Genomic DNA, 12,262 nt, shown 5'->3' with positions numbered 1-12,262 from the left:
ACGAGGTCAGTGGTACTGCACGCGGCGCTCGACGTAGCGGAACTGAATCAGGGTCAAAAGCCCGACCATCAGCATCAACAGCACTGACTGCGCCGCCGAACCGCCCAGGTCCAGCCCCACGATGCCGTCCTGATACAGCTTGTAGACCAGCGTGCGGGTAGCGCCACCCGGGCCACCGCTGGTGGTGGTGTCGATGGTGCCAAAGGTTTCAAAAAAGGCGTAGATGGTGTTCATGACCAGCAGGAAGAAGCTGATCGGCGACAACAGCGGAAAGGTGATGGTCCAGAAGCGCCGCCAGGGGCCGGCGCCATCAATGGCGGAGGCTTCCAGAAGACTGGCCGGGATGCCCTGCAGACCGGCCAGAAAGAACACGAAGTTGTAGCTCATCTGCTGCCAGATGGCGGCAATGATCACTAGAATCATGGCCTGCGTGCCGTCGAGTCTGAAGTTCCAGTCAATGCCCAGCGTGGTCAGCGCGCGGGTCATCACCCCAAGTGTGGGATCCAGCATGAACATCCACAGCACACCGGCGGCGGCCGGGGCCACGGCGTAGGGCCAGATCAGCAGGGTTCGATAGACGCGGCCAGCCTTTAGAACGCGATCGGCCATGACGGCCAGAAGCAGTGCCAGTGCCATGGCACCCAGCGCGACACTCAGGCTGAAAATGGCCGTATTGAACAGCGCCTCGTGATAGCTCCGTGAAGCCAGTACCCGCGTAAAGTTGGCAAGGCCGGCAAAGGTCTCGCCCAGCCCGAAAGCGTCCTGCACATACAGCGACTGACGCAGGGCAGTGAAGGCCGGCCAGAAAAAGAACACCAGCACAATGACCAGTTGGGGGGCCATGAGTAGCCATGGCGTAAGGCGGTGGCGCTGAAAGGTGGTCATACGGGTGGCGGCGTGTCCTGAAAAAGAAACGTCAGCTTGAGAGGTCCCCGGCGGCAGCACCGCCGGGGGAGGACGTCAGCGTACGCTGCGCTCGAACTGCTCAAGCAGCTCGTTGCCACGGCTGGCGGCATCATCAAGCGCCTGTCTGGCGCTCTTGTCACCGTTGAGCGCGCGTTCGAGCTCCTCTTCGATGACCTCGCGAATCTGGGGCATGTTGCCCAGTCGCAGGCCACGGGAGTTATCGGTCGGCTCGCCGCCGGTCATCTGTTTAAGAGCAATCTCGGTGCCGGGGTTGTTGTCGTAGAAGTGCTGTTCGCGGGTCAGGTCATAGGACTTGCGGGTAATGGGCAGATAGCCGGTGAACTGGTGCCAGTCGGCCTGTATTTCCGGCGAGGAGAGATAGTCAAAGAATTTTGCGACGCCCTTGTAAACATCGTCATTCTGGCCTCTGAGCACCCACAGCGAGGCGCCGCCGATGATCGAGTTTTTCGGCTGATCGATGACTTTCGGGTCCCAGGGCAGGGGCGCGACGCCAAATTCAAAGCTTTCGGTATTGTCACGCACGCTGGCGTAGCTGGCCGAGGAGGCCATCAGCATGGCGCAGTCGCCGGAGAAAAAGCGCGGTGAGGCCTGATCTTCACGGCCGCCGTAGCTGAAGACGCCGCTTTTTTGCCAGTCGATCAGGTCCTGTACGTGGGAGACGATGGCGTCGCTGTCGTTGAACACGAGCCGCGCCGAGGGACCGCCAAAGCCGTTCTGCTCGCTTGCAAAGGCAATGTTCTGGCGAGCGGCAAAGTTTTCGAGCTGAATCCAGCTCGGCCACGTGGTGGTAAAGCCGCAGCTGGCAGCGCCGCTATCGACGATTTTCTGACCGGCACTGGCCACGTCTTCCTAGGTGGTCGGTGGGCTGTCGGGGTCAAGGCCTGCCTTGTCGAACAGGTCACGGTTGTAATAGACCACCGGCGTCGAGGAGTTGAACGGCAGCGACAGCATGTTGCCATCGGCGGTGCTGTAATAGCCGGTCACCGCTGACAGGTAGGCCTTGGGATCAAAGGGCTGGCCGGTATCCTTCATGAGCTGGTAGACCGGATAGATGGCGCCCTTGGCGTTCATCATGGTGGCCGTGCCGACTTCATAAATCTGGGTGATGGCCGGCGCCTTGCCGGCTCGGAAGGCGGCAATGGTCGAGGTCATGTTTTCGCCGTAGGTGCCCTTGTAGACAGGCTTGACCACGTAGTCGGACTGCGACTGGTTGAAGCCTTCGGCAATTTCGTTGACCTTTTCGCCCAGACTGCCTTCCATGGCGTGCCACCAGACCACCTCGGTGGCGGCCGCTACCGGTTGTGCGCCCAGCAGCGTCAGTGTGGACAGCGCTGCCACTCCGGCCATGCTTCCGAATCCCTTGACCATGTCGTGCTCCGCGTCTCTCTTATGGAAATATTGGCTGCGGCGATATGCTGCGAGGCCCGCATGGCAATCATGTGGCGAGCATGTGTCAGTCGCATGACAGAAGGGCGCAGAGTAGAAGCAAGCGCATGTCGGAAGGCCGGTTAGCCAGTGATGAAAGCATCGTGGCATCATGTCGCTTTTGAACGGCGGGCAGACGCAGCTTTGAAGATTTCATATATCACCGAACCGCAGGATCGTAACGCCTGTCTGGCCATGCTCTGTGCCAGCGTCTTCGGGCGGGAAGCAGGGCTTGATCCCCTGGTCGAATTTGCCGGTGCCAGCCGACTGCTGGAGCAGGAGTCGGCGCGCATCGTGGCGCTTTTGGATGATAACCAAAGGCTGTGTTCGGTGGCGCTGCTCACCCTTGAAGTAGAAGGGCGCGGGGTGGCGCTGAGGCTTCTGGGCACGCCCGAAAAAAAGCGCGGCCGTGGTTACGGTCGGCGGCTGGTGACCCGGCTCGGCGAATCGACGGCCATGCGAACCAGTACGGCGGACCCGAGACTGGAGGCCTTTTTCACCACCTTTGGCTTCGAGCGCTGGTATCGCCACGGTGACAGTGATCTGCGCACCGGTTTCAACGCGCTTTCGAGTGTTGATGCGCTCGAGCAGGCGCCGGAGGTCGTCACCTTTCAGTCTGACGCCGTGCTGCGCGCCTTCAAGCGCGACCCGGCGCTTTTCGAACGCTACAAGACCCGCTTTGGCGAAGGTCTGGCGCATTTCGATACGTTGACCTGATCTGTCGGCGCATTAAAAAACCCCGGCCATGGCCGGGGTTTTTGTCTTCACCAGTTTCTTCTGGAAGTAACTTCGTTTAGAAGTTGATGCCGAAATTGGTCTGGATACTGGTATGCCAACCGTTATCCACCGGTGAGCCGAAGTAGTTCAGCCCGTTCTTGTTGGTGATGATATCAAACCAGGCAAAGTAGGGCCCGGCAGTCACCAGTACCCCCAGGTCATTGAGCATGGGGTCATCCTGATCGCCAAAGCCGCCATTGATGGAGGAAAAGTCACCGGCCGGATCGATGTAACTGAAGTCGTTGAAGAAGAACAGGTTTTCAACGGGTCCCCAGTCGACATCCATACTGTAGCTGGCGCTGGCCGTATACATCTGGCCGCGTTTCGGAATCAGATAATTGAAACCAAAGGCCCCGATCTGGATGACATTATCAGAAATTTCGGACTGCGCTTCCGAGGGGTTTTTGGGGTTATATTCATATGTTGTGGCCTGGAGCATGGTGCGCCAGTTGCCATATGAACCGTCAATACCAATCGCCGCCGACCAGTTATCGCCACTGCGATTGGTCTGCTCATTATAGAGCTGCCCGCCCTTGGCGGAGACGTTCAGCTGGGTTGAATAGTCATCACCGTGATCAAAGGTATAGCCTGCACGGGCGGCGAGCTGGTTCTCTTCGCTGTTCCCCTGGGGGCTGTCTCCGATGGCGTTGGCCCCATAATGCTCGTTGCCGCTGCCCAGATTATCGCTTTTGAAAAAGGCCAGTGAGGTATCCCATGGCCCCTGGTGGTGATCCCACTTGACCCCGGCATTCTGGTTGTCGTTGAAACCGGCGAGATAGGGCAGGGTGCCGTACCAGCCCTGATAGCCGTAGTCCATGTTACCGAAAGGTGTCTGGACCAGACCGACGCGGATGGTATCGTTATCGTTGGGATTGAAGCCGAGCCAGCCCGATTTCAGGAACTGGTAACCGTCATAGAAACGATACTCCAGGGAATACTCTAGATCGTCCACTTCTCCATCCACCGCAAGGACAAACTTGCCGAAATCCATGTCTCCGGTAGTGTCCTTGCTCTGCTCGCTCCAGTCGTTAAAGCTGCCGTTGAACACAAGCTGACCGCTGAATTCCGTCTGCTGCATCTGCTCGATGGCGGACTTGTTTTGCTGAGCCAGACTCTGCTGTGACTGTGGGTCAGCCTGCTGTGGGGCTGTGGTAGCCGGTGCTTCGTTTGTCGATACACTCTGCTGGCTGCCGGAAGTGCCGGCCGACTGTTGCTGTTCGAGTCGATCCAGGCGCTGCTGCATCTGCTGGAGCTGAGCGCGGAGCGCTTCGATGGTCTGCTGATCATCGGGGGCGGCCTGAACGGCAGTGGCTGCCATGGCCGTCGAGATGCTCAGGGAGAGGGTCAGTAGTTTCAGACGTCGTGAATCCGTTCGGGAGGTCATGAACTGTTCCTTTACTCGTTATTATGTATGAAGGACGTGACAGGGTTTTCATTGTTGTGACACGTCACGTCTTCCGTAACCTACCATCTGACGTGATGTTGTTAAACGCTGTTCATGAATCGAGCGTAAAACGCTTCACCAGGGCGTCGAATGCAAAAGGCCCTTTCCGCTGCCGGAAAGGGCCTGTAACACTAAGGATTCCGGCATCGATCAGCGTCGTCGCAGACGATCCAGGTAGAGATAGACCACCGGCGTGGTGTAGAGCGTCAGGATCTGGCTGACAATCAGCCCGCCCACGATGGAGATACCCAGCGGTGCGCGCAGGGCCGCATTTTCATCGGTGCCGAACATCAGCGGCAGGGCGCCCAGAATGGCGGCCAGAGTGGTCATCATGATGGGACGAAAGCGGACCAGCGCCGCCTCGCGAATGGCTTCCTGCGACGATAGACCACGCTCGCGCTCGGCGCTCAGAGCAAAATCCACCAGCATGATGGCGTTTTTCTTGACCACACCAATCAGCAGGATGATGCCGATCAGTGCAATCAGAGTGAAGGGCTTGTCGAGCCACATCAGCGCCAGCAGCGCGCCGATTCCGCCGGAGGGCAGGGTAGACAATATCGTCAGCGGATGAATGTAGCTTTCATACAAAATGCCCAGCACCAGATAGACCGTCACCAGCGCGGCCAGAATCAGCCAGGGCATGGTTTCCACGCCGCTCTGGAAACTGGCGGCGCTGCCCTCGAAGTCGGCCTGGACATCGGTGGGTAGATGCAGGCGGTCCAGTCGGTTACTGATGATGTCGGTGGCTTCGGAAAGCGACACCCCGTCGCTCAGGTTGAACGACACCGTGGTCGCGGCAAACTGTCCCTGGTGGCTGACGCTGACCGGACTGGTGCTGCGTTCGTAGTGGCTGAACGCCGACAGCGGTATGGGGCTGCCGTCATCGTTGACGATATGCATCATCTCCAGCGCCCGGGCCGAGCGCTGCCATTGGCTGGCGACTTCCAGCACCACGTAGTACTGATTGGTGCCCTCGTAGACGCTTGAAATCTGTCCCTGAGCGAAGGCATTGCCCAGCAGGGTGTCGATATCGCGCATGCTCAGCCCCAGGCGCGCGGCCCGGTCGCGATCCACGACCAGCCTGATGGCCTGACCGCCGCTGCGATTGTCGCTGTCCACGCCGGTAATCTCGGGGATGTCGCGCATGGTCTGCGCCACCCGCGGCGCCCACTGCCGCAGTAGTGCGAGATCGTCGCTTTTGAGCGTCAGCTCATACTGGCTGTTACTCGAGGAGCGACCGCCCATGTGTAGATCCTGCAACCCGCGCATGAACACCTGAACGCCCGGAATATCGCCCATCATGGCCGTGAGGCGGTTACCGTTGGCATTGGTATCTCCCTGCCGATCCTCCTTCAGGGACACAAAGAGCGTGGCCGAGTTGACGCCACCGCCGGCTGGGCCGCTGCCGCCCAGAAAGCCCAGCACGCTGGCCACCGAGTCATCGGCCAGCAGGCGGTCGCGCGCCGTTTCCAGCTTGGCTGACATGGCATCAAAGGAGATGCTCTGATCGCCGCGCACGGCGCCGATCAGTCGTCCGGTGTCCTGATCGGGCACGAATCCCTTGTCGATGTGGACATATAAAAAACCGTTGAGCACGATCACCGCCACCAGCGACAAAAGCGTCAGCCGTCGATGGCGCAGCGCGACATCCAGCGTGCGCTCATAGCCTGCCAGAATGTGCTGGCCGCAGCGCTCGATCACCCGCTTGAGGCCGCTGGAGGCGTTGTCGTCTCCGGTGCTTTTCAGCCAGCGCGAGCAGAGCATCGGCGTCAGCGTCAGCGACACCAGCAGCGAGACCATCACCGCCGTGGCCAGCGTCATGGCAAACTCGTGGAAAAGCCGGCCGATGAAGCCGCCCAGAAACAGCAGCGGTACAAATACGGCGACCAGCGATACGCTCATCGACAGCACCGTGAAGCCCACTTCTCGCGCGCCCAGAAGCGCGGCCTGGCGCACGTTCATGCCGGCTTCAATGTGTCTTGCAATGTTTTCCACCACCACGATGGCATCATCCACCACGAAGCCAATGGCAATGATCAGGGCCATCAGTGACAGCGTGTTGAGCGAATAGCCCAGCAGAGACATCACCATGAAGGTGCCCAATAGCGATACCGGAATGACAGCGCTGGGAATCAGCGTGGCCCGCGGGTTACGCAAAAAGACAAATACCACCATGACCACCAGCACCACGGCCAGAATCAGGGCGATCTGGGTTTCCTGCAGCGAGGCGCTGATGCCGGGAGAGCGATCCAGCACCGTATGAAGATCGGCACTGGCGGGCAGCGCGGCGTGGATGCCGGGCAGGCGCGCCCTGATACGGTCGATGGTCTCGATCACGTTGGCATCGCTGGCCGGGCTGACCACGATGACCACTGCCGGCTGGCGGTTATAAAAGCCAACGTTATAAATGTCTTCGACACTTTTCTCGACGTCGGCCACATCGCCCAGACGCATGATGTGATCACCATCTCTGGCGATGATCAGGTTGCGATAGTCCTGCGCTTCAAACATTTGCGAGTCGGTATGAATGCTCCAGCGGTATCGGTCATCCTCGGTAAAGCCGGTCGGCTGGTTGCTGTTGGCCGCATTGATGGCATCTCGAATCTGATCAAGGCTGATACCGCCATTTGCCAGCTTGCGCGGGTTGAGCGTGACGCGCACTGCCGGTGAGGAGCTGCCGCCGACGCTGACGCGCGAAACGCCCTCCACCTGCGATATGCGCGGGGCAATCTCCTGATCGGCCAGGTTATAGAGCGTGCCCTTGTCGATCTCGGCGCTGGTCAGCGACAGCAGCATGATGGGGGAGTCGGCCGGATTAAGCTTTCGAAGCCGGGGTGAGCTGGTCATGGCGGTTGGCAGCAGCGCCTCGGCCCGGTTGATGGCCGCCTGTACCTCTCGGGCCGCTTCGTTGATGTCCTTGTCCAGATCGAACTGAATGACCACGCTGGTTGAGCCCTCCGAGCTCGACGAGGTCATCTGGCTGATGCCGGCGATCTGCCCGATCGAGCGCTCCAGCGGTGTCGCCACTGTCGAGGCCATGGTCTCCGGGTTGGCACCGGAGAGGCTGGCTGTGACCAGAATGGTCGGGAACGATACCGCCGGCAGCGGTGCTACCGGCAGGCGCATATAGGAGAGCAGTCCGCCCAGAATGATCGCCAGCGTCAGCAGCGAGGTGGCGATCGGTCGCTGAATGAAGGGCGAGGACAGACTCATGAGACATGCCCGTTGCTGGTATCAGCGTCATGGGAGTGCCCGATGACGCGACCGGACAGCCGATCAAAGAACAGATAGATGACCGGCGTGGTAAAGAGCGTCAGCAGCTGACTCACCAGCAGACCGCCCACCATGGCCAGACCCAGCGGCTGGCGAAGCTCGGCGCCGAAGCCGCTGGCCAGCATCAGGGGGATGGCGCCAAAAAGCGCGGCAAAGGTCGTCATCATGATGGGACGAAAGCGCAAAAGCGCCGCCCGATAGATCGCCTCACCCGGCGTCAGCCCCTGGTGGCGCTGACCGTCGAGGGCAAAGTCGATCATCATGATGGCGTTTTTCTTGACGATCCCGATCAGCAGGATGATGCCGATGATGCCCACCATGCCCAGATCGTTGCCGGTGATCATCAGCGCCAGCAGTGCGCCGATGGCGGCCGAGGGCAGGGTAGAGAGAATGGTCAGCGGGTGAATGTAGCTCTCGTAAAGCACACCCAGCACGATATACATCACCACTACGGCCGCCAGAATCAGCAGCAGCGTATTGGCCGTGGAGCCGGCAAAGCCGAGCGCGGCGCCCTGATAGTTCAGCTGCGTGTCGCGGTCGAGACTGGCATGACTGCGGGCATCATCGATGGCATCAAAGGCCTGCGACAGCGAATATCCGGGCGCCACGTCAAAGGAGACGTTGGCCGCAGGCGTGCGGTTCTGGCGTGACAGCGACAGGCTCGTATAACGCTGTTCGATGCTGACCAGTGACGTCAACGGCACCATGTCACCGCTTTCTGCCTCAAGATAGAGACGGTCCAGCGCTGCAGGGCCACGCTGCTGATCGTCCGCGACGTTCATCACCACCCGGTACTGGTTGGACTGGGTGAAGATGGTCGAGATCAGACGCTGGCCGAAGGCGTTATAGAGCGTGGCATCAATGTCGCTGACGCTGATGCCCAGCCGGCTGGCACGGTCACGATCGATATTCAGATAGAGCTGAAGGCCGCGATTCTGCAGATCCGAGGCCACGCCCGAAATGGCCGGTGACTGGCGAATGGCCTCCAGCAGGGCTTTCACATCGTGCGCCAGTATATCGGCGTCATTGTTGGTCACCGACATCTGGTACTGGTAGCGGCTGACGTTGTCATCCAGCGTCAGGTCCTGCAGCGGCTGCAGGTAAAGGCGCATGCCGGCGACGCTTTGGCTCCTGTCGGTGAGTCGCTTGATGACCCTCTCGGCACTGTCGCGCTCGGACAGCGGCTTGAGATTGATCTGGAAGCGGCCGGTGTTGAGCGTGCTGTTGTCCTCATTCACACCGATGCTCGAAGACACACTCTCGACCGCCGGGTCTTGCAGGATGATGTCTGCCAGCGCCTGCTGGTGATGGGCCATCGCCTCAAAGGAGATGGACTGATCCGCCTCGCTGATGCCGCGGATGGCGCCGGTATCCTGCTGCGGAAACAGCCCCTTGGGAATGGCGAGATACAAAAGTGCGGTCACGGCAAACGTGATGACCGCCACGGCCAGCGTCAGCCGCTGATGCCTTAATACCCATTGAAGTCCGCGGTCATAAAGACGCAGCAGCCGCCCGAACAGACCCGAGTAGCTCTCGGCGTGGTGCTGCGGGTCGTTGTGGCCGCTGTCTCTCTCGGCCGGGCGTGCCTTGAGCATTTTCGCGCACAGCATGGGCGTGAGCGTGAGCGAAATGAACGCCGAGATCACGATCGCCACGGCCAGCGTGATGGCAAACTCGCGAAAGAGTCTTCCGACCACGTCCTGCATGAACAGCAGCGGGATCAGTACCGCCACCAGTGACACCGTCAGCGAGATGATGGTGAAAAAGATCTGTCGGGCGCCCTTGAGGGCAGCATCGACGGGTTTTTCGCCCTTTTCCAGATGGCGGATGATGTTTTCCAGCACCACGATGGCATCGTCGATGACAAAGCCGGTGGCGATGGTCAGGGCCATCAGGGTGAGGTTGTTAAGGCTGAACCCGGCCAGATGCATGACGCCGAAGGTGCCGATCAGTGACATGGGTACGGCCAGGCTCGGGATGATGGTGGCCGGAATATTGCGCAGAAACAAGAAGGTGATGAGGATGACCAGCCCTACGGCCAGCACCAGCTCGAACTGGGTATCCTCCACGGAGGCGCGAATGGTCTGGGTGCGATCGCTGAGCACCGAGATGTCCACGCTGTCCGGCAGGGTGGCCTGCAGCTCGGGGAGCTGGCGCTGAATGTCATCGACCACGCTGGTGACGTTGGCCCCGGGCTGGCGCTGGACGCTGATGATCAGCGCCGGGTCGTGGTTGGCCCAGGCGGTCAGCCAGGCATTTTCCGAGCCTTCGTGAACGCTTGCGATATCGCGAAGGCGAAGCGGCATGTCGTTGTCGTATTTAACGATCAGGTCGCGGTACTGGTCGGGCGAGGTGAGCTGATCGTTGGCATCGATGGTCAGCGCGCGGTAGGGGCCATACAGGGTGCCCTTGGGCTGGTTGACGTTGGCCGCCGTGATGGCATTGCGCACGGCTTCCATGTCCAGCCCGTGGGCCGCCATGCGCCGGGCGTCACCGTCGATGCGGATGGCGGGCTCGTGACCGCCTGACAGGGAGACCAGACCGACACCGCTGACCTGTGAGAGCCGCTGTACCAGCCGGGTATCCACCAGGTCATAGACACGTGTCAGCGGCAGGCTCTCCGAGCGCACCGCAAGCGTCATGATGGGCGCATCCGCCGGATTGACCTTGCTGTAGCTCGGCGGCATGGGCAGGTCATCGGGCAGCAGGTTGCCGGCTTGATTGAGGGCGGCCTGAACGTCCTGTTCGGCCACGCCCGGATCAGCATCGAGCCCGAAGCGCAGCGTAATGAGCGACGCCCCACCGGTGCTGGCGGAACGCATATCCTCAAGACCCGAAATCTGCCCGAGCTGGTCCTCCAGTGGCGAGGTGACGTTGGAAAGCATGATTTCAGGGCTGGCGCCGGGATAGAGCGTCGTCACCTGAATGGTGGGGTAGTCCACTTCCGGCAGGGAGGCCACCGGCAGCAGGCGATAGGCCATGACGCCGGCCATCAGAATGGCCAGCATGATCAGCGAGGTGGCGACCGGTCGGAGAATGAAAAGGCGCGACGGGTTCATGACGATCGATCACTCTCGCCTTCGGGGGCGTCGTCGCTGGCCTTTATCTGACCTTCATTGGTGGTCTCGCCTGCCGGAGGTGTGCTATCGCCGGCATCGGTCTCGCCGGGCAGGCTGTTGCTCACCACGTTGACCCGGGCACCGTCGCGAAGGCGGTCCACCCCATCGACAACCACGTGTTCACCGGCGTCGAGTCCCGATTCGATCACGGCGTGGAGATCATCGCTGGCGCCGACGCTGATGCGGCGCTGATGCACCGTGTTGCTGTCATCCACCACATAGACGTGGTTACCGGACTCACTATTCTGGATGGCGGTTTCGGGCACGATGATCACGTCGTCCAGCGTGGTCAGGATGAGTTCCACGTTGACGAAGGCGTTGGGGTAGAGCTGCTCGTTGTCATTATCCAGCCGCGCGCGCAGGCGTACCGTGCCTGTGTCGGTATTGATGGCGCTGTCAATGCTGGTCAGCTCGCCCTTGGCGATCGTCCCGGCGGCATCGTCATTCATGACGCTGACCGTCATGCGCCCCTGTACCATGCTGCTGCGCACCCGGGAAAGATACTGACCGGGCAGGGAAAACACGACCGAGATGGGATCAAGGGCCGTCAGCGTAGCGATGGGGTCATCATCGCCGGTAGAGACGATATTGCCTGGATCGACATTGCGCAGGCCAATGATGCCACCGGCCGGGGCGCGAACGGTGGTGTAGTCCAGCTGCACGCGGGCGTCCTGAACGCTGGCACGGGAGGCCTCCACGGCCCCTTCATACTGTCGAACCAGCTGACGCTGGGTTTCCAGGTCCTGACGCGACACGTTATTGGCGCGGCTCAGATTCTCGTAGCGCTTCAGATCTTCACGGGCCGTGGCCAGCTGCGCCTGGTTCTGGGTCAGCTCTGCGTTGGCCTGGGCCAGCTGGGCCTGGTAGGTGCGATCATCGATGCGGGCCAGTACCTGATTCTTCTCGATGCGCTGGCCTTCCTCGAAATCCACGGAGACCAGCTCGCCCTCGACGCGGGGGCGTATAGCGATGCTGGAAAGAGAGCGAACGGTACCCAGCGCGCTCAGGGTGACCGGGAAATCGCCCGTTCGAGCGGCCACGGCGGCCACCGCCGGGCGCGGCATGGCGCCACTCTGCGCGCCGCCACCCTCGCTTTCGGGGCTCTCGCGCAGGAAAAACCACCACGCAATGACCAGTACGGCAATGAGTAACAGAGTCCACAAGAGCACGCGTTTGATGGACACACGGTGCGTTGAAGAGGGGTGAGACATGCGGCCACTTCCGTTGTCAGGCTATCGTTTTGCACAACCGGTACCGGAGCGGGTACCCGTCGAGGGAGTGTGTCAGGCTGGCAATG

The 12,262-nt window shown here is 60.7% G+C and carries 6 protein-coding genes and 1 pseudogene; 1 reads left to right on the top strand and 6 read right to left on the bottom strand.

The features are described 5' to 3' along the window. Nucleotides 1–6: 6 nt before the first annotated feature. A complete protein-coding gene (ugpA, locus tag BM079_RS14375; protein WP_090135422.1) occupies nucleotides 7–885 on the bottom strand; it encodes a sn-glycerol-3-phosphate ABC transporter permease UgpA in 879 nt (292 codons plus the stop codon). A 75-nt stretch (nucleotides 886–960) separates the two neighbouring features. Next, a pseudogene (gene ugpB / locus BM079_RS14370) lies at nucleotides 961–2,274 on the bottom strand (sn-glycerol-3-phosphate ABC transporter substrate-binding protein UgpB). Between the two features lie 222 nt (nucleotides 2,275–2,496). On the opposite strand from ugpB, the gene BM079_RS14365 reads away from it, so the two are divergent. Beyond that, nucleotides 2,497–3,069: a hypothetical protein gene (locus BM079_RS14365; RefSeq protein ID WP_090135420.1), complete on the top strand. Its 573-nt coding sequence runs from the start codon at nucleotides 2,497–2,499 to the stop codon at nucleotides 3,067–3,069. A gap of 76 nt (nucleotides 3,070–3,145) precedes the next feature. Here BM079_RS14365 and BM079_RS14360 read toward each other — a convergent pair whose 3' ends face one another. The 4 genes from BM079_RS14360 to BM079_RS14345 all read right to left on the bottom strand — a co-directional run bounded on the left by BM079_RS14360 (nucleotide 3,146) and on the right by BM079_RS14345 (nucleotide 12,176). After that, the gene (locus tag BM079_RS14360; protein ID WP_090135419.1) at nucleotides 3,146–4,513 is read right to left on the bottom strand and encodes a hypothetical protein; all 1,368 of its coding nucleotides are present in this window, start codon (nucleotides 4,511–4,513) and stop codon (nucleotides 3,146–3,148) included. Between the two features lie 210 nt (nucleotides 4,514–4,723). Then, a complete protein-coding gene (locus BM079_RS14355; RefSeq protein ID WP_090135417.1) occupies nucleotides 4,724–7,786 on the bottom strand; it encodes an efflux RND transporter permease subunit in 3,063 nt (1,020 codons plus the stop codon). Continuing rightward, nucleotides 7,783–10,905, bottom strand: coding sequence for a multidrug efflux RND transporter permease subunit (locus tag BM079_RS14350; protein ID WP_090135415.1), 3,123 nt, complete (start codon nucleotides 10,903–10,905; stop codon nucleotides 7,783–7,785). Before BM079_RS14350 ends, BM079_RS14355 begins: the two co-directional genes overlap by 4 nt. After that, nucleotides 10,902–12,176: an efflux RND transporter periplasmic adaptor subunit gene (locus BM079_RS14345; RefSeq protein ID WP_090135413.1), complete on the bottom strand. Its 1,275-nt coding sequence runs from the start codon at nucleotides 12,174–12,176 to the stop codon at nucleotides 10,902–10,904. The genes BM079_RS14350 and BM079_RS14345 overlap by 4 nt, the downstream gene beginning before the upstream one ends. Nucleotides 12,177–12,262: the final 86 nt, after the last annotated feature.

It is taken from the genome of Kushneria avicenniae (genome assembly GCF_900112585.1).
Taxonomy (GTDB): domain Bacteria; phylum Pseudomonadota; class Gammaproteobacteria; order Pseudomonadales; family Halomonadaceae; genus Kushneria; species Kushneria avicenniae.
This window is presented reverse-complemented; position numbering and strand designations above follow the sequence as displayed.